This window comes from Pyrobaculum neutrophilum V24Sta (genome assembly GCF_000019805.1).
Lineage (GTDB): Archaea > Thermoproteota > Thermoprotei > Thermoproteales > Thermoproteaceae > Pyrobaculum > Pyrobaculum neutrophilum.
Genome location: NC_010525.1, coordinates 1,736,542 through 1,758,431, shown reverse-complemented (window position 1 = coordinate 1,758,431; position 21,890 = coordinate 1,736,542). Strand labels below are relative to the sequence as shown.

Sequence of the window (21,890 nt, the reverse complement as noted above, 5' to 3'; positions counted from 1 at the left end):
AAGGTTTTTAATTACAGTTCCAGCTTGAGAGGGTGAAGTTGGCTGTTTCGATAATTAGGAGAGATGGCGTAGACATCTGTGAAGGACAGGTATTGGCCAGGTGTTGTCTTGAGGACATGTGCGCAGACGTGCCGCTTGACGCCTCAATTGAGCCAGGTTTATACGAGCTAGAAAAAGCGTTGGAAAACCCGGCGTTGAGGATATGTGTTGAAATTTTAACGCGGCAGAGGGAGAGAGGGATCAAGGCCCTAAAGGTCTGTAAACCAAAGGAGGCGGATAAATGCGTCAAGAAGCTGGTGGAACACGTGCTGTCTAAATATGGAGGACCTGTGTTGATTTTCGGCTTCAACAAGCGTGTAGCCGGCAACCTGTTTTCTTTCACGTACGGCTACGTAGCGGATATGGGGGGACAGCTTGAGCCATATGACTTCGTAGACGCCACTGACCCCTACCAACTGTTGGATGAGGTAAAGGCTGTAGTAGTTGCGCCTGGCGCTCTCCACTATGTAAACGTGGTTGAGCTTGTCAGGAGGGCCAAGGAGTTGGGTAAGCCGGTGATTATGTACGGCGCGCTTTCTGCCATTTACAAAGATCTAGGTATAGAATATTTCTGCCCGTATGGATTAAAAATACGGTAAAAAGACATATAAAAACTTGAGGTATATTCCAATGTGCGGTTTTATGAGCGGTCAGCAGGCGCGGTAGTATACGCCATAGACGGCGGTGAGGTACTCTACCTGCTCCTACACGGGAGATACGGCTGGGACTTCCCGCACGGCCTTGTCCGCCTCCGCGAGACGGACAAAGCGGCGGCGCTTAGAGAAATCGCCGAGGAGACGGGGCTGAAGGTTGAGCTGATACCGTCGTTTAAGGAGGAGATCCGGTACAAGTACTCAAAGAAGGGCCGTACGGTTTACAGAGAGGTGGTGTACTTCTTGGCCAGAAGCTACGGATTAAACGTGACGCTTTCGCAGGAACACGACGCCTACATGTGGGTAGACAGAGACAGAGCGATGAAGATGGTAAGTAGAGACGAGACTAGGGCTGTTTTGTTGAAGGCGTGGAGGAAAATCGTGGAAATGGAAAAACTAGCCGATTAGAGAGACTCCTTCTACCGGGTAGAACGGATATGCGGCGAAGTTGGCTCCGCCGGTCCTATAGACTGTGGCGTAGCCGGGCGAGTAGAGCAACGCTAGGTAGTCTACAAACAGCGGAGTTCTTACTAGGTACATGTTGAAACGTAGGTCTCCGCCGACGGTCCCCATCGGCACCACGAAACCGCCTCCTAACACGCTGGCGGTCTTTATGGCGAGCTCGTAGCCAATCGGAGGCCGGCTAAGCATGAGGTTTATGTAGGGCGTCGTCGTATACAGCACAGGCACATCGCCGCCCTCCCTAAACGGCTTGACTACCCCCACGATAGGCTCGCCGGTGCCGCATCCCCCGTAAAGCGAGGTTCTAGCCAGAACTATAAAGCTGTTGCTCGTTGTGACGGGGTAGGACGCCGACATCGTGGTATACAGCAGACCGCCCACAGCCACCGGCAGGGCAAAGGACGTGGAGGGAAGCGCCGCCATCTTGGTCTGCCCGCCGGCGCCGGCCCAAGCAAATCTACCCGCTCCGAGGTAGCGGTGGAAGCTGTAGCCCTGGTTCGGAAGCACCCCGGCGAAGAAGCCGCCGTCTGTTAACGTGTAGATAATCAACGACGTGTTGGCACATCTCCAGCCGAAGTCTACGTAGAGACCCCTCGCTAAGGTCGGCGTTGAGACGTAGTAGGCGCGCCAGTCTCCCGCCTCGTACCGCCAACGCCAATCGTTCGCGCCTCTGACCTCGCTGGCGTTGTACCAGCTGTCGGACCTCCCAGCGGTGAGGGTAAAGAGGTCGTTCACGCGCACGTTTGCTCTAACTATGTAGCTCAGCGGTACCACATAGCTGGTGCCGTTTATCTTAAACACGATCAGCCTCTCATGCGCTGTGGGGGCCGCGTCCGCTGGCGCCGCGACGCGGACTGTGAACATATAGCTCTGGCGCGGCCTTAATGTGATAGTTGCCGGCGTTATCTGCACGTCGGTCGCTGGAGTCCTCTTATAGGCGACGACTTCGACGAGAACTGGCACAGCCGGCGGGTAGGGCGCGCGAACCGGCCGGATGTCGATCCTTATGACAAGTCTCTGGTTCTGAAGAAGTCTACTGCCGACTTTGGCGACCGGCACCTCCACGGCGGTTCCAGTCTGGTAGCCGTAGTTGAGCCAAGTCAGCTCGTTCGTGGAAATGGAGCCGTCGCCGTTTAGGTCTGTCCAGCCGAATACCGACAACACGGGCCACACGTTTTCGCGGTAGTCGAACTCAGGGTCGAAAACAGAGTAGCGGTAGGAGATCCTAAACACGACCAAGTCGGCTTGCCTAAGCAAGTTTTCGTCAAAGCCGAGCTGCTGCATCGTGAGGTAAATCCCCCTAGTCGCCACGGGGATGGTCACCACAGCAGACCTCTTGTATATGGGCGTCAACGTCATGGCGGTTGCAGACACATTGATCGCCGAGTTGAGCGATGTCACATAGACAAAGCCCACGGCTTGTCCCCCGGGCACAGTCGCCATGTATAAGCTCGTCATGCCGATGGGGGGTTGCGGAACCCCGGTTGTTAGGTAGTTCGCCCATTGGGCGGTTAACACGTCGTTCATCAGGTAGCCGAAGTACAACGGGATGCCCACCCTCCATTGGAAATCCCACGAGGCGCCTAGGTTCACCGAGGAGCTCGTCCTAAACAAGACCAGCGGTGCGCTTGGGGCCGGCAGTCCGAAGTAGGCTCTGGCCGCAATCACAGCCGCCGTTGCGTTGACGAAACCATGCCCCGCGGTAAACGGCGTATATCCTATGTCCACGGCGGTGCTTTCGATGAACTGTCTCACTAAAAACGGATCTACGGCGGCTGGATCCGCCTTATCTACTATGGAACTCAGCACTAAAGCTACAACGCCGGCTGTAAGCGGGGTCGCCATGGAGGTTCCGCCGAAGACGTCCCAGTCCCCCGGCCTGCCTGAGTATCTCCCCCAGCCCACCGGATACGCCGCGATGCCCCAGGCGCCGATGTTGACGACGTCGGGTTTTACGTAGCCGGCAGGCGTAGGCCCTCTAAGAGACCAACTGACTACGTCGCCCCATTGGAAGCCGTAAAACGGGATGCCCAGCGCCAGCCAGACGTGTCCGCTGGTCGCCGCTCCCACGATTATTGCGCCAACGGCGGCGCCTGGGCTAGTTATTGTGCCAAAGCCGTAACCTCCGTTGCCGCCCGCTTGGACGATCACTATGCCGGGGTAACCCCGGTCTAGAAACCTAGGGGCCGCAAGCCCGTTGACCACCGCCGATTCGAAGTCGTAGCCGAAACCGGCGTAGTCGTAGATAAAGGTGGAGATACCCCAGCTGTTGCTAATCACATGCGCCCTCTTCTGGCCAGTCCAGTACCACTGCCCGTTCTGGTTCACGTCGAAGCCGGCTGCCCACATCATGCCTGCCTCCACCATGCCCCACCACAAGCCTTTCACCCCCAACACCTTGGCGCCTGGCGCTATTCCCCTCAGCCTCTGGGGGCCTAGATAGCCGAGGTTGTACAGGGCCTTCCCCCTGCCGGCGGCAACGGAGCTACACGCCGTGCCGTGGCTGTGGAAGTCGTAGAATATGCTGAGGTAGTTGCCTCCCAAGTCCCAACCCGGGTAGAACTTTGCGTATGTGTCGAACCACCGGCCCCAGTCGTAGAAGTAGCCGCCGGCGACGCCCAGGCTGACCGTCGGCGCTGACGGGTTGTCCACGATGAGCCTATTTCCGAAGTACCTAAGCTCGGGGTCGTCCGCGAAGTTGCAATTGCCGTTTATGTCAACGCGCGCGGCCGTGTATACGCCCGGCTGGTCGGGGTCGTACATAACAACGCCGACGTTTACATATCCGCCATACCATGGGATGTAGAGCTTGGTCATGCCGAATTTATAGACGCCGCTGCGGCTGACCAGCCCCGCCACAGCGTAGTTGCACCTCGCTGTTACGCTGTGGACAAACACGCCGTCGATTACGTAGAAGGTCTTGCCGCCCACGGGGAGATATCCCCCTGAGGCCGCCACCGGCGTTAGCAACACGACTTGGGACTCGTCTGCGTCTAAGACGAGAGGCTCAAGCGACTGGATCTGGCTGAGCGGAACCGACGCGGTCTGGCCTCTCAACGTCTTGTACTGAAGCGTGGCTCCGGCCAACGACACCGTGGACGCAACTATCTCTCTGCCGTCGACAGTTTTTATAAGCCAGGCAAGGGCGTCTTGCAGATCTGTATGTCCGTAGTCAACGCCAGTGTCTACAACGGCGATTACGACGCCGCTTCCGTTAACGCCGAATAGTTGCTCCACCCTGGAGGCACCGACGATCTCCCTCATGACCGGGAGATTCGGTTGCGGCGCGCCCGGGCCCGCCTCGGCTAGCGAGCTGGCCTCTGCGAAAAACTCGCGGGGTGGAACCTCGGGTATGGCTTTCACATAGACAAACTTCACCTGTGGAGAGGCGATCACGGCCTTGAGGAATCTGGCGGGACCCCTATAGTACAGCTCTGCACCCGCGTCACGGAGCTCCCCCTGTAGAGAAACGCCGTTGAACGCTATCGTAGCCACCTTTACCTCCCTCCCGCCAACCCTCAGCTGTCGCACAGCCGGCTCCGTCCCCAATTGAGACGCGAACGAGCCTAGGTCTGAAACCACAATCTTGGCCAACACCGGAGTGTCTGTATCGAGCACTGCAGGATTTACCCCAGAGATCGTTTGGGCGTATATAAACGCAGTTAACACAACCGCCATGAACAAGATCTTGCCACCCATAGTGACTAAGTATATGTTCTTTATAAATATTCCTATATTGGATATTTAAAACGTGGGACAACGCCGCTTGTGAAGATGTCGATTGTGATAAGGAGGGATCTCAGAATTTCCTGCGGTAAGGCGGCCGCCCAAGCCGGCCACGCGGCTGTTGAATGTGTGCTTAAGGCCATGGACTCCGGCAGATGGCGCCGGTGGCTCGACCAGTGGCTTGCCGAAGGCCAGAAAAAGATAGTGCTGGCGGCGGAGAACCTGGAGCACCTCTACGAGCTGTATAAGAAAGCGGCGTCGCTGGATCTCCCCGCCGCCGTGGTTGTAGACGCTGGGCTTACCGAGATCCCCCCCGGCACGCCCACTGCCCTATGCGTCGGGCCCGCCCCCGACGAGTTGGTAGACGCGGTTACGGGCTCGCTTAAGCTGTACAGATAAGTATATATAGACGGGCTAGCCGAAGGCCGTGAGACTTGTGTATGCATATGCCGGCTTCTCCCTGGGCATAGCCGTGTACCTCCTCTACTTAGCCGCCTCGGGGCTGAGGACCCCCGAGATCCCAATAGGGGCCGTCTACATAAACCTCTTCGATATGGTGACGGTGGCGTTTATAGTGTTCACCTTCTACGTCATATACAAGCTCACAGAGAGACGTAGTTGAGAAATTCGCCATCTCCGACACGCGTCTTCACATCCTCCAGATCTCTAAATGGTCTACCCGTCACCAACCGCCTCAGCTTGTCGCTTGTTATACCTGGGAGATACCTCAACACCCTCTTCTCTGCCGTGTTTACGTTGACGGGGTAGGGCAAGGCGAGCACGCTCCTAGACCCGTGGTCCACCACCACCACGTCGATGTATCTCCCCAGCTGGAGACGAGTCGGCAGATACGTCAAAAGCGGGTAGGAGCCCACCTGTCTGGCGTATGTCCCCCCGTGGTAGTGCGTCTCGGTGTAGACCTCCCTGAGGACGGTCCCCCTGGGCACTATACGCCTTAGCATCTCCCTGTCGAAAACCTCCCTAGCCCACCTCTTAAACAGGAGAAACCTCCTCTTCTGCTCCCTTAGCCTCCTGGCGAGTTTTTTCGCGCTTGGCCAGAGGCGGGAGGTGGGGAAGATCAGCACCTGCCTTATGTTGACCCTCCTCACCAGTAGCCCCCTCCTTAGTATCTCAGACAGGAACTCTATGTTGCGTTGGTACGTCTCCGCGGTCTCGCCGGGGAGCCCAGCCACGAAGTTTATGCCGGCTAGGATATACGGCATCCCGTTGTAGCCCCTCTGCGAGCCGTATTTCGTAAACAGCTCCACCGCCTCCAAGGCCTCCTCCGGCGATACCTTCAGGTTGTTTATCTTAACCACCCTGGGGTCGGCCGTCTCAACGCCCATCGCTGCGACGTTGCCGGGAGTGCCGTATTTCGCCAGGAGCTTCGTCACCTCTATAGACTCAGCCTTCCATCTAGCTACGGTGCCCGGGTTGACGTTGTCTACGTGTAAAGTCTTGAGCCCAGGCGCTGCGTTTCTCACGCCGGCTAAGAGCCTCTCTATGGCAGACGGGTTCGGTCTCGGGAAGTCCTCCCGGCCGATGTCGTGGGCCATATAGGTGTAGAAGTCCGCCTGTCTACCTAGTCTGAAGTGGACAACGCCGGCTTTATACAGCGCCTCGACCTCTCTCACGATCCCCTCAGCGCTTCTAGTAGCGACGGGGCCGTACGCCACGGTGGTGCAGAAGGAGCAACCGCCCGACACAAACCTAGGGCAGGAGCGGTACGTCTCAAGCTCCACGATCAAGTTCCGGCCGTAGTTCGGATGCTGGGCCGCTATCTTCGCGCCGCGCCGCGCGAACTCGTCCACTAGGCCGAACCCCTCGTGGGTCTCGGAAGGCCAGACCCTCTCTACGCCTTCCTTCAGCAATCTGTAGACCACTAAGTCGACGTCGCCGGTGGCCACAACGTCGTAGTATCTACGGAATTTAGAGGGGGGAACGGCGACAGAGCCGCCCTCAATCCCGTAGCCGAATTTAGCCACGGGGCCTCCCAGTATTTTGACGGGCCCCTCGACGCGTCCGATGTCGAGAATCTCCTCCAGGCCGATGGGGGTTCCGCCTAGGTATTTCCCCGGCGTCGTTATCCCGGCTATTAGGACCACGACGTCGTAGCTTGCGAGCTCCTTAAGCGAGTTAGCCCAGCTGTCCCTTAGTTGGTCAATCGTGAAGTACCGAATTTCGTCGGCACCTGCGTAGTCGGCGGCGCCTGCCACATATCTGGGGTATACGTCTAGGTATGGGGGAACCCCCAGGCCAGCCGGCTCGTCGGTGTAGCCATCTACTATTACGACTCGCACGGCTCAGCCGTAAGGAGGTTAAAAATAGTTTTTAAAGGTGATTTTTATAGTTGGCGATGGTGAAGATTCCGTTCTGCGAATTTTGTGTTAAGACGCGCGTGCTGTGTCAGAAGTGCCAGTCGCTGATAGACAGCGGTAGATACAGCTGGCTAGACGTCGAGGTCTCCGACGCGTTGTTGAAGGTGGAGAAGAAGATAAACCTCTCCGACGTAGAATATGTAAAGTCCTACGAGGTAGACGACATGGTAATTGTACTGATGAGAAACACCAAGAGGATACCGCGCGGGGCGTTTATGCAGCTAGAGAAGGAGCTCTCCTCGCTCCTGCGGAAAAACGTAAAGATCGTGGAGCACGGCCACATAAACGAGGTGATTGCGCAACTTGTCTCACCTGCGAAGCTGTTGACGATATCTACATCCTGGCTCCCCGACGGCACCACGGAGACTGTGGTTAAGATACCCTCAAGAGAGCTACGGAGGTTGCCGCTGAAGCCGGAGAGGCTCCAGGCCATAATAGGGCAGATATCTGGCGCCAACGTCAAGGTGGAGCTTGTGAGGGAGAGAGAGCTAAGAGCATAGTTTTTTTATTTGTCCCAATCCCACGGCGTGTATCCCCGTAAAACCCACTGGACAAGCGAGATTACGCCGGAGCTCCATGGTAAGGAGGTCGTGTTGGGGGGGTGGGTCTGGGAGTTGAGGGATCTGGGGAAGGTGAAGTTCATAGTGCTGAGAGACAGGGAGGGGTTCGTACAGCTGACTCTAAAGGCTGGGAAAACGCCGGAGCAGGTCCTCAAGCTCTTTTCGGAGCTAAACAGAGAGGATGTGATCGTCGTGAGGGGGGTTGTCGAGGCTAGTAAGATAGCTAAAAGGGGCGTGGAGGTTTTCCCAACCGACCTATGGGTTTTAAATAAGGCGAAGCCGCTCCCCTTAGACATCTGGTCCGACACGCCTGACCTAGCCACTAGGCTGAGGTGGCGCTCTGTGGATCTAAAAAGGCCGCGGAACCTCGCCGTGTTTACCCTGTCGTCTGAGGTGCTGAAGGAGATACGCCAGGTTTTATACGGCGAGAGATTCGTCGAGGTCTTCACGCCGAAGATCATAGTAACTAGCACGGAGGGCGGCGCCGAGCTCTTCCCAGTGCTGTACTTCGAGAGAGTGGCGTACCTCTCGCAGAGCCCCCAGCTCTATAAGGAGCAGCTAACGGCGTCTCTGGAGAGGGTGTTTGAGATAGGCCCCGCGTATAGGGCCGAGAAGCACAACACGGACTACCACTTGAACGAGTTCATCTCCGTGGACGCGGAAGCCGCCTTCATGAGCTACCAGGACGTGATGGACGTCCTTGAAAAGATAACACGCCGCGTGTTCACGGCCGTCTCAAAACACGAGGCGAAGCTTAAGGAGGTCGGTATAACCCCAATTGCCTCAGAGATATCGGAGGTGCCTAGGGTCGACTACGACGAGGCCGTGGATAGACTCAGCGGGATGGGATACGCAGTAAGGTGGGGAGACGACTTAAACGTGGAGATGCAGAGGGCGTTGATGAAGCACTACGGCCCCGCCTACTTCATAGTGAACTATCCAGCGTCGCTGAGGCCCTTCTACACAAAGCGGAGGGAGGGAGATAAGAGCGAGTCTTACGACCTTATCATAAACGGCATAGAGGTGGCCTCTGGCGCCACGAGGATCCACAGACGCGACGAGTTGGAGGAGGAGATGCGCAAAAGGGGGCTTGACCCCAAGCTCTTCGAAAGTCACCTGGCCGTTTTCGACTACGGCATGCCGCCACACGCCGGCTTCGGCCTCGGCTTCAATAGGCTGATAACCGCCGTCTTGAACCTAGACAACGTGAGACATGCGGTTCTATACCCACGCGACCGCTACAGGGTGGAGCCCTAGCTCTCGCGTAGCGGCACAAACAAGACGTAGGTAACGGCGCGCTTCTCCACCCTCTCACCCCTCTTAGTCACCTTGTATAAAATCTGGCCCATGTGTTCCACCAACGGGATAACCAAGGTCCCCCCCTCCTTGAGCTGTCTAACGAGCGCAGGCGGTATCTGCCTAGCCGCAGCCGTAACGATAATGGCGTCGAAGGGGGCATGGCGCTCGAGGCCGCTTCTACCATCTCCGTGGTAGACCTCTACCACGCCCCAGTACCCCAACCGCTCTATGTTCTGCGCCGCGTAGATGGCAAGCTCCTTCACAATCTCCACCGTATAGACCCTACCCCGCCTTTCCATAGCCTCCGCACATACGGCGGCTTGGTAGCCGGAGCCGGCGCCCACCTCAAGGATCTTCATTCCTGGCTTGGGCTCCACAAGTTCGCACATCATGGCGACCATATGCGGAGCCGATATGGTGGCGTCTGCAAACAGCGGAAGCGGCCTATCCTCGTAGGCCATCATCCTGTACTCAGGCATGACGAACTCCTCCCGCGGCACAGCCAACATGGCTCTTCTGACGCTTTCGCTCTTTATGACGCCCTCGCGCACCAGCTCCTCCACGAGCCTATGCGCCATGGAAAAAGCTGTCTAGAGACGAGGTTTTCTGCCTAGCCCGCGCCTTTTTAAGCCTCTCCACAGCCTTGGCGACTCTCTCCTCGCTGAAGTCGTGTTCGCCGACGAGGAAATTCACAAGGCCTCGCTCGTCTACGTTCTTCAACTCCAGGGCGTACTCCTCTGTGACAGGCGGATTGAGGAAAAACCTCTTTATCTCGAGGGGATCCACAGGGAAGGAGACCCCCCTGAGAACCGTGTCTAGCATCTTCTCAAGAGAGCCGAACTCCAAAACCAACTTGAGCGCCTTCTGAGGCCCGACCCCCGGGACCCCGTCGGGGTTGTAGTCGGTTCCCAGCAGTATGGCAACGTCTATAAGCTGTTCCCTGCCCTTCAGCTTAAGCGCTTTCAACACGGAGTCTAGCTCCACCACCTCCGGGGACACCTCCACCACCTCCTCCCCGCTCCTCCTCTTAGGCGACACGGCGAGATTCCTCACCAACCTAGGCGAGCCGAATAGAAGCGAGTCGTAGTCTTGGCTACCGACGGCCCAACAGTGCCCCCTCTTCGCCATGTGGGCGGCCTGAGCCTCCCCCTCGCTCGGCGCTTGCACCCAGGGGACGCCCATGTAGGTCAGTAGCCTCTTGGCGTCCTCAACCATCTCATTGGTGAGAAAGATAACCCTCTTCATGTACTTCGCCACGTCATCTCTCTTCCCCTCCCTTATCGCCTTCACCACCTCCTCCATGGCCTTCTCCTTAACCCTCCTCCTCGCCTCTATCTCGGCCAGCTTGAACTCAGGCGGCTTCCCGTCAAATACGTAAACCGGCTTTATGCCGGCCTCCATCAGGTTAATGGTACGGTAGAAGAGCCCTGAGAGGTGGCTAGTGACTCTGCCCTGGCGGTCCATCAGAGGTGTGCCGTCGGGTTGTCTAATCGAGGCGAGGAACTGGTATAGGGCGTTGTAGGCGTCTAGGGCGATACATCTGCCGGCTAGGTTTTCGAGCTTTATCTCGCGCCTCGCCTCTCTACCTATAAGCTTGCCCAACTCTGTAACACCCATGTGGTACTTTGGGGGACGTATTAATATTACCTCCGCTTCGAGATCTGATAGACCTCTCTCCCCTCCCGTTTGACGCGCCTCACATGGATCTTCTTGTAGATCTCTAGCACCATAAGCGCCTTTATGAGCTCGGCGTCTGAGATCTGAATGTTTGCCCTCTTCAGCAACAGCTTCACGTCTTCGCTCGTTATTGTCTCCTGCCTCCGTAGCAACATCTCTATCACGTTCCCAACCGTGGTTATTATCATAGATATAGAGGCGGCGTGGCCTTTGCCTTAGCCGCCACGTGAAGTTGCCTCGCCTTCTCCAACCAGGTCTCGTAGAACTTCAACATGTCAAGCGCTATGGAGGGCCTAACCTTCTTAAGCGCCTCCTCGAAGTGGCGCATCGAGACCTCCCTCGCGTTTATATCCTCCCGTAGCGCCAGGAAGGTGGCCTCTCTCACGAGTAGCTCTAGATCGGCGCCGGAGTAACCCTCTGTCCTACGCGCAAGCTCCTCCAGGTCTACGTCTTTAGAGAGCGGGGTCGTCCTCGTATGTATAAGCAAGATATCCAGCCTGGCCTTGAAGTCGGGCGGGGGCACGTATATTATCCTGTCAAAGCGGCCGGGTCTCAGCAACGCCGGGTCGACGAGATCGGGCCTATTTGTAGCCGCGATAACCACCACGTTCTCCAGAGCTTTAACGCCGTCCATCTCGGCTAGTAGCTGCGCCACAACGCGCTCGCTCACCAGCGAATCGCCGCCGAAACCCCTGGCTGTGGCCAGCGCGTCTATCTCGTCGATGAATATCACGGCTGGCGCGGCCATCCGAGCCTTCCTAAATATCTCCCTAACCATCTTCTCCGACTCCCCCACCCACTTGGAGAAGATCTCGGGCCCCCTAACTGCTATGAAGTTGGCGCCGGACTCGGTGGCCACGGCCTTAGCCAGAAGCGTCTTGCCGGTGCCGGGCGGCCCGAAGAGCAGTATGCCCTTGGGAGGCCTAAGGCCAAACTTCTTGAACTTATCTGGGTACTTCAACGGCCACTCCACGGCCTCTCTCAACTCCTGTTTTACGTTCTCCAACCCTCCTATGTCCTCCCAGCGGACTCTGGGAACCTCTATGTGTATCTCCCTCAGCGCAGACGGAACTATCTCCCTAAGCGCGTTGACGAAATCGGCCATTGTCACCTTGATCTTCTCAAACGTCTCAGGCGGGATAGTGGGCTGGTTGAGGTCTATCAGACCGCTCTGTATCGCCCTCCTGAGGGCAGACATCGCGGCCTCTCTCGCAAGCGCCGCCAGATCCGCTCCGGAGAAGCCGTGGGTCGTCTCAGCAAGCTTCCTAAGATCTACGTCTGGGGCAAGAGGCATGTTCCTGGTGTGGATCAGGAGGATCTCATACCTCCCCTTGAAGTCCGGCGGGTTTATCCAGATCTCTCTGTCGAATCTTCCTGGTCTTCTCAACGCTGGGTCTACTGCGTCTGGGCGGTTGGTTGCTCCTATTACCACTACCTGTCCTCTCTCTTGTAGCCCGTCCATTAGGGTTAGTAGCTGGGCCACCACCCGCTTCTCCACCTCCCCCGTGACCTCCTCGCGTTTGGGGGCTATGGCGTCTATCTCGTCTATGAAGATTATGGCGGGGGCGTTCTTCTTCGCCTCTTCGAAGATCTCCCTAAGCCGCGCCTCTGACTCGCCGTAGTACTTAGACATGATCTCGGGGCCGTTTATGGCGACGAAGTAGGCGTTAGCCTCGTTAGCCACAGCCTTGGCGAGGAGGGTCTTGCCAGTGCCCGGAGGGCCAATCAAGAGGATACCCTTCGGAGGCTCAATACCCAAATGCTTAAACAACTCAGGATGCCTAAGAGGAAGCTCCACAAGCTCACGAATCTTCTGCTTAGCATCCTCCAAATCACCAATATCCTCCCAGGTCACGTGGGGTATCCTAACGCCGGAGACGGGCTTTTCAAAGATCTGGATCTGGGTGTCCTCCGTGATGACTAACACCGCGTTTGACGGCTTGGTCTGAACCACCTGGAACGTCAGCGGCTGGCTCAGCACATAGATCTGCAACATATCGCCTTCGACGACGATGTACTCCCTAAGCCTCTGCTTTATGTACTGTAGGAAGTTGGCATCTACGGCGATGGTCATTGAAACGGGGGCGAGTTTGACAAAGGCCGCGGGCTTTGGCTCAACCTTCCTCACTCTAACCGTCTCGTTGAGGGACACGTCTGCGTTCTTCCTCAAGATGCTGTTCATCCGGATGACGCCACGGCCGCGGTCCTCGGGAAGCCCGTTCCACACCTTAGCCGCGGTCCTCCTGCGGCCGACTATCTCCACCACGTCGCCGACTACTATCCCGGACTTCTCCATGACCTCGGGGTCAATCCTAACGACGGGACGGTTGGCGTCCCGGGCCTTGCTCTCTAGAACTCTAAGCTCTATCCACTCGGACACGTCACAAGGTTCGAAGTATGTATAAAAACCTTCTAGAAGCTAAGCCTAGAGAAGTACTCGAGCTCGTAGCCCCCGACCCCCTCCACAGAGCGAAGAAGCTCCTCGACCTCGTCGGAACTGTACTCATCAGACTCCGGCATCCTGATGAAGAACCTCAGCGCCTTGATGCCGAACCCGATCTCCTCAACCTCGACCCTGTCCACCTTGTATTTGGGGGAGAGCTTGTTTATGACCGAGGTCTTCAGCTTCTCTATATCCACCTCGACGCTTTCGGGCAACACCCTGTATACCAGGGCTACCTCCGCCGACATGGCCCCAAGAGACTGCTAGGCTATATAAAGCTTGCCTCCGCTAGGGACCTACAAAACCGCACTCGGGACAAGCGTAAGTGACGCCGAGTTTCCTAGACCTCGCGCTCCGCACGATAGTGGTTTTTCCGCAGTTGGGGCACGCAAACACGGCCCCCCTCTCAAGCGGGGCCAAGACCCAGTTTGTCGTAGTGTCGGAAGGCGGCGAGGGCCCGTGGAACTTCGCGCCTCTTATGGACATAGCCGCAGTGGAACCCCCCATATATAAACTTATACGCCTTATAAGTTTATAAATCCGCGGATGTAGGTGAGGTAGCCGGGGTGGCCGAGCGGCCCAAGGCGCGGGACTCGAGGGCGCGTCCGAGCTATCCCGTCCCCGTCAAGGGGGCGTGGGTTCAAATCCCACCCCCGGCGCCAAGCCGCTTAACTGTACACACGTCGTCCTCAATCCTACCCTCACCCCATTGGTCGAAAGAAGACGGGCGGACTCTCTTAAGCCTCTGTGTGAGATCGTGGGCAAGCCTCAGCGGGTAGACGTCTCCGCCGATACATAATCTCTGGACGAGGGCAGCCGCGTCCTCAAGCGTCACGTGGGACCCCACCGACACGTATCTCTTACCACCACACCGTAGCACCCTAGCGATGACCTCGCCTGTTTCTGGGTCATATACGGCGTCCCCCCTCTCTACCCCGTAGAGCCTGGACTTGGCAACGCCGACTGTCGGCCTCTTGAGAACTACCCCTATGTGTGAGGCTATGCCGAATCTTCGGGGGTGGGCCACGCCATGGCCGTCCACGAGCACAACGTCTGGTTGATACCTGAGCTTTACATAGGCGCGTAGCATAGGAGTTAGCTCCCTAAAGGCGAGGAAGGTTGGCACATAGGGCACCAAGTTTTTCGTGGCTGCACAAGCTGCCTCGGTTACTGCTAAAGACCGCACATCTACCACCACGGCCGCTCCATATGCCACATCGCCGCTGTACGCAACGTCGAGACCGCATACGGTGTTGTAGGAGGGCAGAGGCGCCGCCGTGACCCTCTTGGCCAGAAGCTCTTGGATCTTTCTCGCAACCTCGGTATTTAGCGGCATCCAGAGAAGGTGGAGAGGATCCTCTCAATTATCTTGGTGGTGCTACATAGCTCGCAGCTCTCCAACCGCGGCAGTCTGTACACCTCGACCTCGACCCCCCTCCTCTTTGCCTGAGCCTTCACCACATCCTCGCTTACGGACTGGTTAGGGCCTAGGAGCACGACGTCTGGCTTAACCTCGTAAAAGATGTCGAAAATATCGCCGGGTCTACCGTGGACAACCTTGTGGACGAAATACAGGGAAGACAAGACCTCGGCCCTCTGCCTCTGGGGGATAACGATGCGCCGCCCCTTCACCCTTTCGGCGTTTTCATCCGCCGACACGACAGCTGTGACGTAGCCGCGTCTCCACGCTTCTCTAAGATACGCCAGGTGGCCAGGGTGCAAGATCTCGAAGGTGCCCGCCACCATCACGGTCTTCGCGTTTTTTATCTCGCTGGGTTGCCTCCAGACGAACTCGGCTACTCCCATGTGTTTCAACGCATCTAGTAGCCCTTCGGCGTAGGAGACGGTGGCCAACGCCGTTTCGCGGTCGCCGACAGAGTAATAGTACTTCGAATCCCTCAGATAGGCCCGCGCCAGCTCGACTATATGCTTGTAGGCGCCGTCTTTTAATACAAGGCTATTCAAGGTCTCTTCGAGGTTTCTGATATATAGAGCTACCCTGTCCACGGTGCGGTGATGTTGACGGGTTAAAACATTTAAAGAGAGGGACATCTCCGCGGCATGGCCGAGGAGGTGCAGACAACGGCCGCCAAGCTGATAACCCGCCTGAGGGAAGCAGAAAAGCTGGCCTCCCAGGGCAAAACCGCGGAGGCGAAGGCTATTTTGAAAGAGGTCGTGAAGGAGGCGCGCGAGAAGGGTCTCGAGAAGCCGTTGCGCCACCTGATTTTGAGGGTGAAGGCGGTCCTAAGGCGTAAAACTCGACAATAGCGAAGTCGCCGCCCCTACACTTGGCCCTGCCCAACACCCTCACGATCTTTATCTTCTCCCCCACCTGCACCTGCTGAGGGCAGCCCTCGCATCCGGCGCACTCGCCTTCAAACGTCACCACAACCCCCTCCAACGCCTTGTTCAACGGGACGAGGCCTATCATCGGCGCCTCCTCGACGACCACCGGCACCATTTCGCCGTCGGTGATCTTGCACCGTTGCCCCATGTACGGCCTAACCTCGACGATCTTGTAGGCTCTGCCAGGCGTAAGCCTGCCCATACACACCGGGTACAGCCTACACGTCCTACACTCATCTGGAACCTCCACAACTCTGAATCTGTGTCCCACCTCCGCCTGCTCCTTGGAAACAAGCGTGACTACTCTCCTCACGTTTTTAAGTAAGCCCAGCTATATAATTGTGATTAAGCAGGTTGTTGAAGCCTATGGAAAGCTCTCCAAGCGAGACCTCAGGTTGCTGAGGATACTCGAGGTAGGTCAACATAGGCACGAGTTTGTGCCACAGGAGCTGGTGGAGAGGTGGGCTAGAGGCAAGCGGGAGGAGGTCTTAGACAGCCTTAGGCGGCTCCACTACCTGGGGCTCATAAGGCGCAACCTATCGCCGTATCTAGGCTGGAAAATAACCGCGTCGGGCTACGACGTGCTTGCGATACACACGCTCCGGATGAGGCGAAAGCTGTTGAGGCTCTCGCCGACGCCCATAGGCGTAGGGAAGGAGTCTGAGGTCTACTCGGGCGAGACGCCCGGCGGGCTCAAGGTGGCGGTGAAGTTCTACAGAGGCGGAGTCTCCTCGTTTAGATACGAGAAAGCCTTCGAGTCGAAGGTCAAGAGGTTTAAACACCTCAGGTGGGTCTACGAGACGAGGCTGTCTGCGCTGGCCGAGTTCTTCGCGTTGGGGAAGATCTTCGAGGCAGGCGGCATGGTGCCGGAGCCGCTGGCTCGCACGAGGCACGTGGTTGTGATGACGTACATAGACGGCGTGGAGCTGTTCCGACTAGAGGGGGGAGACTACAAAAAGATCGCAGAGGATGTGGTTGAGACGCTACGGACGGCGCTAAAACTCGGGATAGTACACGGGGACCTATCCCCCTACAACATACTGGTGGGCGGTAGAAGCTACGTGATCGACTGGCCGCAGTGGTTGCCAAGCGGCCACCCAACCGCCCTTGACTACCTAATGCGCGACCTGGGAAACGTAGCGAGCTACTTCGGTGAAAAAGGCGTGGAGATCCCCGTAGAGGAGCTTCTGGAGTTAGCTCGCACAAGCGGAACCGCCGGCGAGCTGTTTACGGCAGAGATAAATAAATACATCTACTACTGACATGTGGCCGTAGTCGGCATAGACATCGCGCCGGGAGGCCAGCTGGCCTACGCCGTTTTGGAGAACAGCGCCGTGGTCGAGAGAGGCGCCGCGGATCCGCGGACCCTCGCCCCCCTATTTAAGAAGTACAGAGTGGATATCTTGGCCGTAGACAGCATAAGCGAGCTGTTTCAACACGGCAGAAAGTTGGTCAAACTGCTCGGCAGGTTGCCGTATGTGGTGAAGGTGGTGGAGGTCACAAGAGGGCCTGAGGGGTATAGGAAGACGGAGGAGCTCGTGAGAGAGCACCTAGGCGTATTTAGAACCAGGCTAGAGCCGGTGGAGACCGCGGAGTATCTTGCGAAACTCGCAAGCATGGGCGTGGGCACCCCTGTGAAGCTTTTCGAGGAGGAGACGATAGTCATGGTATACAGAAGGATCTCCACGGCGCAGGGCGGCATGAGCAGGAATAGGTATATGCGAAACGTAAGCCACAGGATTAAGTCCATAGCGGCGAAAATAGAGGGTAGGCTCAAGGAGGCGAAGCTCGACTACGACCTCTTCATAAGAGAGGAGTCTGGGGAGGTGACCTCCGCCAAGTTCGTCGTATATGCAAACCGCGAGGTCGTGCGCCGCTACGTCAAGCCTATGAGAAGCATAGACGTGGCTGTGGCCGTCTACTCCGCCCCCGCCAAGAGAGGCGAGGTGGCGACGCGGGGCCGCTTCCTCATCCTGGGGGTGGACCCCGGGATATATACAGGCCTCGCCATATTAACCCTTGACGGGGAGGTGTTAGACACCGTGGCCCGCCGCGGGCTCTCGAGAGGCGATTTGCTGAGATATGTAAACCAGTGGGGGGTGCCGGCGCTTGTGGCCACCGACGTCGCCGAGCCCCCCGAGTTTGTAAAAAAACTAGCCGCGATGTCCGGCGCGGCTCTCTACGCGCCGCACCGCGACATGACCTCTGAGGAGAAATCCCACATCTTAGACAAGGTCAAGTGGCGTACTAAGACAACCCACGAAAGAGACGCGTTAGCCGCAGCCTACAAGGCGTATCTTGAGTACAGAAACAAGTTCGAGAAGTTGGAGAGGGAGTTCGGGGCAATACTGAAGTTTGAACAGCTGGAGTACGCAAAAGCCCTGATCATACGCGGCTACTCAATAGCCCAAGCCGTGTCGGAGGCGTTGAAAAAGCGTGAAAGCGAAGAGACGCGGGTGGTGTACGTAGCGGTGGAAAAACCATGCCCCGAAAAAGACGCCGGTCTTTTGACCAAGCTAAAGGCGATGGAGTACGAAAACCAACAGCTCCAGAAGGAGTTGGAGGAGCTTAGACGGCAGTACAGCCAGCTCCGCCGCTGGGTTGAAGACGAGAAGTGGAGAGACGCCAAGTACCGGGAGATGCAGAACAGAATCGAGACCTTGGTCAAAGAGCTTTCCGCGAGAGAGGCAGAGCTGGAGAGGCTAAAGACCCAGTTCCTGGAGATACTCCAGAACTACGGAAGCCGATACAAGCTCCTCCACACCTCGGAGGTTGTCCAATGCAGAGGCGGCGAGCCGGCGGGAACGATCTGCGGAAACATCCACTCCATCGAGGAGGCGGTGGCGAGGAGGACCATGGGGGTTCCGCTACCGCAGGTGGCAAAGCTGAAACTCGGCGAATATTACGTAATAGACGTCGAGGCCGTAAGGCGGGTTACAAGCGAGATAAGGGAGAGGCTCGACAAAGGCCAGGTAGATCTGAGGAAAATAATCGAGCAGTACAGACGCGGACTGGCGTAGTTATCCCGTGGCTAACGGCACCGCACTTCTCCGCACCTGGGTGCACGCGCCTCGATAGGCTGGATCTCCGACCTCCTCCCCGCCCTGAAGGGCGGGGCTTTCGGTTGTAAAACCGCCAAGTAACAACTAGCCTGGGGGATTGTCGTCGCTGTGATCAATCGCGCCTGGGCCAAAACCGTGGACGTGTCCCAACCCCCGGGGAAAACCGGCGTAGGGCTAGTATAAAGATACCTCGCCTCTCAGTATATACTCCGTAACTCTAGTTATTTTCTCGAGCTCCTCCCGTGCGATGGCCTCGGCCTCGTTTTTTACCTCCCCGGTTAGCGCTCCCTCCTTTATGATCTCTATATTTAGGATCTTAGGCTCGTTAATCGGCTTCCCTATCTGGGACACTATCTCCACATACACCTCCACAATGTCCTTAGCCTCGGCATATATCCTATCTGCGATCCTCTGCGCCACAACGTTGTATATCTTGCCGACATGGCTCACCGGGTTTTTACCAGCTGCGGCCTCCAGCGACATGGACCTCATGGGGGTGATCAGCCCATTTGCTCTGTTGCCCCTGCCTGTCATGCCGTCGTCGCCGTGCTCCGCAGAGGTGCCGGTTACGGTTAGGTAGAATATCCCGTGCTCTGGCTTATCGGCGGCGTTTATGGTCACATCTATCTTGTAGTCAGGCGCCACCTTAGAGGCCAAGTCCTCAACTGCCTTCTTTACGTCGTCTTTTACGGAGAGGTAGTGGCTCTTGTCTTTAACAAGCCTGCTTATCATAGCCGCGGCTACTGTGAGCTTCACCTCGTTCCCCACCCTCACGCCCATCACCTTGACGTCCTCCCCCACCTCGGGGTACTTAGCCTTGAAGTCGCGCGAGTTAAGCAACCTCTCGGTCTTGTACACCAGCTGTTCCAGCGGAGTCAGCGGCGCGTAGCCGACGCCGACCGAGGTGTCGTTGGCAAGAGGAACGCTCTTAACCCCAAGGTCGTATATGCCTACCAGGTCGGCCGAGCCCTGTCCGATCTTGTAGTCAATTACCGTGTGCGCATCTGGGTCAAGATACCGGAAGTGTTGCTTAATCCAGTCTCTGGCGGCTTGGATGATGATGGGCCCCAGCGGTATTTTCACAACGCCGTCCTTCAACCTGACCTCAGATGTCGCTCTGCCAGACACAAGGATATATATCGGCTGTAGAACCTCGCCGCCGCCGAACCTAGGCGAGGCTTGTCCACCCACAACCAGGGTCTTGTCCACGTTGTGGTGTAGTATTACGCCAAAACGCTCTAGATAGTACCTGGACAGATATCTGCTTACCCACTCGGATATGCCGTCTGCTATGTAGTCGGGATGGCCCTGGCCCTTCCTCTCTACTATTTCCACAAGCCGCTTAGCCACAGGCGTTTTGTCGACCTTCTCTACCACTATCATGGAGCTACCTCAATAGCGGATACATATATAACTTGCGACCCTCTGATGACGATCCTTCCATATCTCGCCACCGGCTCGCCGGCTTTGTCGAGCTCAGCCGCGTTGTCGAGCACCAGGTTCATACAGCCGTCGTAGGCCGTCAAGGTGCCCCTCACCGCTACGCCACCTTTAAGCCTAGCCACGACCTCCTTATTCAACATCTTTGTCAACACCTTGATCGGAGATGGCAACTTCAACTGCTGTGGTGCTTTCGACATAGAATCGCCAGCACGTGGCCGTATATAAAAATTTAGCTCAACTAGCTACGTCTCTCGTAGGCAAGAACGTCGTCAATCCACTCGACGTGCGAAAGAAGAGTTCTTCTACAGCAGTACCGGTAGACGCCTAAGCTGTCTAAGACTTCGCCGGGGCGTTCCCCCGCTAAAACCCTACGCTTGAAAATGGGGTAGAGGTGGCCGAGAGGTCTGCCGCAGGTGAAACACCTAACCGGGATGATCATCTATAGGCCTTCTGCCTCTTACTCCTCGCGTGTTTTATACCCGGCTTCTTAGGCTCAGCCCTCCTCGGGTCGCCCTTCAACATGTACGGGTCGTACTTCTCATACACCTCCTTCAGCTCCTGGCTCTGGAAAAACGCGACGAGACCTCTGGCAATTGCGATCCTGACGGCGGTGGCTTGGCCCATGTATCCTCCGCCGGCGACGTTGACATCAATGTCCACTTTCCTGGCGAGATCCCCCGCGAGGATGAGCGGCTCAGACATCTTAAGCCTAGCCATCTCTATAGGCCAAAGCTCCAGGGGATATCCGTTGATCCTAACTCGCCCAACGCCCGGCTTAATCACCGCCCTTGCAACAGCCGTCTTCTTCTTGCCTACCGCTATTACAACCCTAGGCGTCTCCTGCAGAACCTTAGCCCACGGCGTTTTCACATCCATGGCCTACTAGCTCGGTTTTAATCTTTTTTGCCAAAGCTCCTGCGCCTTCTTCCACTGCTCCCAGGCAGCTGGGTCCACCTGACGCCAAACTTCCTCCAACGTGACGTATTTGGCCAAAGGCCTCATCCTAAGCTTCGCCGGCGGGACCTCATATACTACAAGCCGCTTCCTGCTCAGTAGCTCCATGGGCACCGATACGTAGACTCTCAGCCGCTTCAAGGCTCTTCGGCCGCTCTCGGCCCTCTTGGGAAGCATCCCCCGCACCATCCTCTTGAAAACTCTGTCGGGTCTCCTGGGTATCTTAGGCCCAGCCTTCTCCGGGTTGTAGTGTGTCCCCCATTCGCTGATTTTCCGCTTAAACCACTCCACAACCATCTTCTCGTCCCCCGTCACCACAAGCTTCTCGGCGTTTACAACTACGATCCTCAGCCCGGGCTTCTCCAACAGAGCCTTTGCGATATATGTAGCAAGCCTCCCGGCGATATGCCCCTCGGCGTTTATAACGACCTCACCCCTTTCCGGAAGCCGCTCAAGGTCTAGGATAGCCGTCTTCATACCACCACCTTGACCCTTGTGCCCTTCGGAACCCTCCTCACAAGCTCCGGAATTGTCAGAAGCTCCCCTCCCGCCTCTACAACCTTCTGGGCGGCCTTAGGCGAAACCTTCACCGCCGCTACGGTGACCTTTTTCCTAAGCTCCCCTCCGCCCAGTAGCTTCCCCGGCACCACCACCACATCTCCATCCTCCGCAACTCTGTTCAACTTCCCCACGTTTACCACAACTCTACTCCTCCTCGGCCTCTCTATCAGCTCTGCCACAACTCTCCAGATCCGCGCCGAGTTGGCGGCGGCGGCCTTTCTAAGAAATCTAGCTAGCATCCTCAGTTGCCTGTTCGTAGGGCCTGTGGGATTAGGAGGCATACCGCC

General features: G+C 57.0%; 25 protein-coding genes and 1 tRNA gene. 9 read left to right on the top strand and 17 right to left on the bottom strand.

Going from position 1 to position 21,890, the window contains the following annotated elements:
• The first annotated feature begins 32 nt into the window (after window positions 1–32).
• Entirely contained in the window at window positions 33–638 is a 606-nt protein-coding gene (locus tag TNEU_RS10080) for a hypothetical protein (protein ID WP_012351328.1), read from the top strand.
• Window positions 639–671: 33 nt separating this feature from the next.
• Window positions 672–1,100 (top strand): bis(5'-nucleosyl)-tetraphosphatase, encoded by a 429-nt coding sequence (locus tag TNEU_RS10075; RefSeq protein ID WP_012351327.1) that lies wholly within the window; start codon window positions 672–674, stop codon window positions 1,098–1,100.
• Here TNEU_RS10075 and TNEU_RS10070 read toward each other — a convergent pair.
• Window positions 1,089–4,853 carry a S8 family serine peptidase gene (locus tag TNEU_RS10070; RefSeq protein ID WP_012351326.1) on the bottom strand — a complete coding sequence of 1,255 codons (3,765 nt, stop codon included), beginning with the start codon at window positions 4,851–4,853 and terminating at the stop codon, window positions 1,089–1,091. The genes TNEU_RS10075 and TNEU_RS10070 overlap by 12 nt on opposite strands.
• Before the next feature lie 69 nt (window positions 4,854–4,922).
• Here TNEU_RS10070 and pth2 point away from each other — a divergent pair, with 69 nt between their 5' ends.
• Window positions 4,923–5,279, top strand: a complete 357-nt coding sequence (pth2, locus tag TNEU_RS10065; RefSeq protein ID WP_012351325.1) for a peptidyl-tRNA hydrolase Pth2 — start codon at window positions 4,923–4,925, stop codon at window positions 5,277–5,279.
• 28 nt (window positions 5,280–5,307) lie between these two features.
• Window positions 5,308–5,502, top strand: coding sequence for a hypothetical protein (locus TNEU_RS10060; protein WP_012351324.1), 195 nt, complete (start codon window positions 5,308–5,310; stop codon window positions 5,500–5,502).
• Here TNEU_RS10060 and TNEU_RS10055 read toward each other — a convergent pair.
• Window positions 5,483–7,180: a radical SAM protein gene (locus TNEU_RS10055; RefSeq protein ID WP_012351323.1), complete on the bottom strand. Its 1,698-nt coding sequence runs from the start codon at window positions 7,178–7,180 to the stop codon at window positions 5,483–5,485. The two genes, TNEU_RS10060 and TNEU_RS10055, sit on opposite strands and share 20 nt — an antisense overlap.
• 56 nt (window positions 7,181–7,236) lie before the next feature.
• Here TNEU_RS10055 and TNEU_RS10050 point away from each other — a divergent pair, with 56 nt between their 5' ends.
• Window positions 7,237–7,758: a transcription elongation factor NusA gene (locus tag TNEU_RS10050; RefSeq protein WP_012351322.1), complete on the top strand. Its 522-nt coding sequence runs from the start codon at window positions 7,237–7,239 to the stop codon at window positions 7,756–7,758.
• 27 nt (window positions 7,759–7,785) lie between these two features.
• Window positions 7,786–9,075 carry an aspartate--tRNA(Asn) ligase gene (aspS, locus tag TNEU_RS10045; RefSeq protein WP_012351321.1) on the top strand — a complete coding sequence of 430 codons (1,290 nt, stop codon included), beginning with the start codon at window positions 7,786–7,788 and terminating at the stop codon, window positions 9,073–9,075.
• Here aspS and TNEU_RS10040 read toward each other — a convergent pair.
• Genes TNEU_RS10040 through TNEU_RS10015 form a run of 6 tightly spaced genes read right to left on the bottom strand, consistent with a single transcriptional unit; the run spans window position 9,072 to window position 13,723 of the window.
• A complete protein-coding gene (locus tag TNEU_RS10040; RefSeq protein WP_012351320.1) occupies window positions 9,072–9,695 on the bottom strand; it encodes a protein-L-isoaspartate(D-aspartate) O-methyltransferase in 624 nt (207 codons plus the stop codon). The two genes, aspS and TNEU_RS10040, sit on opposite strands and share 4 nt — an antisense overlap.
• The gene (fen, locus tag TNEU_RS10035) at window positions 9,685–10,734 is read right to left on the bottom strand and encodes a flap endonuclease-1 (protein ID WP_012351319.1); all 1,050 of its coding nucleotides are present in this window, start codon (window positions 10,732–10,734) and stop codon (window positions 9,685–9,687) included. Before fen ends, TNEU_RS10040 begins: the two co-directional genes overlap by 11 nt.
• Window positions 10,735–10,760: 26 nt before the next feature.
• On the bottom strand, window positions 10,761–10,982 hold the full coding sequence (locus TNEU_RS10030; protein ID WP_012351318.1) for a hypothetical protein: 222 nt from the start codon (window positions 10,980–10,982) through the stop codon (window positions 10,761–10,763).
• Window positions 10,979–13,174, bottom strand: a complete 2,196-nt coding sequence (locus TNEU_RS10025; RefSeq protein WP_012351317.1) for a CDC48 family AAA ATPase — start codon at window positions 13,172–13,174, stop codon at window positions 10,979–10,981. The genes TNEU_RS10030 and TNEU_RS10025 overlap by 4 nt, the downstream gene beginning before the upstream one ends.
• 32 nt (window positions 13,175–13,206) lie before the next feature.
• Window positions 13,207–13,485, bottom strand: a complete 279-nt coding sequence (locus TNEU_RS10020; RefSeq protein WP_012351316.1) for an elongation factor 1-beta — start codon at window positions 13,483–13,485, stop codon at window positions 13,207–13,209.
• A gap of 40 nt (window positions 13,486–13,525) precedes the next feature.
• Window positions 13,526–13,723: a zinc finger domain-containing protein gene (locus TNEU_RS10015; RefSeq protein WP_012351315.1), complete on the bottom strand. Its 198-nt coding sequence runs from the start codon at window positions 13,721–13,723 to the stop codon at window positions 13,526–13,528.
• Between the two features lie 74 nt (window positions 13,724–13,797).
• On the opposite strand from TNEU_RS10015, the gene TNEU_RS10010 reads away from it, so the two are divergent.
• Window positions 13,798–13,899: transfer RNA gene (locus TNEU_RS10010), tRNA-Ser, on the top strand.
• Here TNEU_RS10010 and TNEU_RS10005 read toward each other — a convergent pair.
• From TNEU_RS10005 to TNEU_RS09995, 3 genes are all read right to left on the bottom strand, one after another.
• Window positions 13,878–14,573 carry an endonuclease V gene (locus TNEU_RS10005; RefSeq protein WP_012351314.1) on the bottom strand — a complete coding sequence of 232 codons (696 nt, stop codon included), beginning with the start codon at window positions 14,571–14,573 and terminating at the stop codon, window positions 13,878–13,880. The two genes, TNEU_RS10010 and TNEU_RS10005, sit on opposite strands and share 22 nt — an antisense overlap.
• Window positions 14,564–15,244: a DUF357 domain-containing protein gene (locus TNEU_RS10000; protein WP_012351313.1), complete on the bottom strand. Its 681-nt coding sequence runs from the start codon at window positions 15,242–15,244 to the stop codon at window positions 14,564–14,566. Before TNEU_RS10000 ends, TNEU_RS10005 begins: the two co-directional genes overlap by 10 nt.
• Window positions 15,245–15,395: 151 nt before the next feature.
• Window positions 15,396–15,896, bottom strand: a complete 501-nt coding sequence (locus TNEU_RS09995) for a UPF0179 family protein (protein ID WP_012351312.1) — start codon at window positions 15,894–15,896, stop codon at window positions 15,396–15,398.
• 28 nt (window positions 15,897–15,924) lie between these two features.
• Between TNEU_RS09995 and TNEU_RS09990 the strand changes: the two genes are divergently transcribed.
• Window positions 15,925–16,845 (top strand): RIO1 family regulatory kinase/ATPase domain-containing protein, encoded by a 921-nt coding sequence (locus tag TNEU_RS09990; RefSeq protein WP_012351311.1) that lies wholly within the window; start codon window positions 15,925–15,927, stop codon window positions 16,843–16,845.
• A gap of 3 nt (window positions 16,846–16,848) precedes the next feature.
• A complete protein-coding gene (locus TNEU_RS09985) occupies window positions 16,849–18,603 on the top strand; it encodes a DUF460 domain-containing protein (RefSeq protein ID WP_012351310.1) in 1,755 nt (584 codons plus the stop codon).
• 216 nt (window positions 18,604–18,819) lie between these two features.
• Here TNEU_RS09985 and TNEU_RS09980 read toward each other — a convergent pair whose 3' ends face one another.
• From TNEU_RS09980 to TNEU_RS09955, 6 genes are read right to left on the bottom strand one after another with little or no spacing between them, the layout of a single operon-like run.
• Window positions 18,820–20,028, bottom strand: a complete 1,209-nt coding sequence (locus TNEU_RS09980) for a methionine adenosyltransferase (RefSeq protein WP_012351309.1) — start codon at window positions 20,026–20,028, stop codon at window positions 18,820–18,822.
• Window positions 20,025–20,285, bottom strand: coding sequence for a U6 snRNA-associated Sm-like protein LSm6 (locus TNEU_RS09975; protein ID WP_012351308.1), 261 nt, complete (start codon window positions 20,283–20,285; stop codon window positions 20,025–20,027). The genes TNEU_RS09980 and TNEU_RS09975 overlap by 4 nt, the downstream gene beginning before the upstream one ends.
• Before the next feature lie 41 nt (window positions 20,286–20,326).
• On the bottom strand, window positions 20,327–20,527 hold the full coding sequence (locus TNEU_RS09970; protein WP_012351307.1) for a DNA-directed RNA polymerase subunit N: 201 nt from the start codon (window positions 20,525–20,527) through the stop codon (window positions 20,327–20,329).
• Window positions 20,524–20,964, bottom strand: coding sequence for a 30S ribosomal protein S9 (locus TNEU_RS09965; RefSeq protein WP_012351306.1), 441 nt, complete (start codon window positions 20,962–20,964; stop codon window positions 20,524–20,526). Before TNEU_RS09965 ends, TNEU_RS09970 begins: the two co-directional genes overlap by 4 nt.
• A gap of 6 nt (window positions 20,965–20,970) precedes the next feature.
• Window positions 20,971–21,519 carry a 50S ribosomal protein L13 gene (locus TNEU_RS09960; protein WP_012351305.1) on the bottom strand — a complete coding sequence of 183 codons (549 nt, stop codon included), beginning with the start codon at window positions 21,517–21,519 and terminating at the stop codon, window positions 20,971–20,973.
• On the bottom strand, window positions 21,516–21,884 hold the full coding sequence (locus TNEU_RS09955; RefSeq protein ID WP_012351304.1) for a 50S ribosomal protein L18e: 369 nt from the start codon (window positions 21,882–21,884) through the stop codon (window positions 21,516–21,518). The genes TNEU_RS09960 and TNEU_RS09955 overlap by 4 nt, the downstream gene beginning before the upstream one ends.
• Window positions 21,885–21,890: the final 6 nt, after the last annotated feature.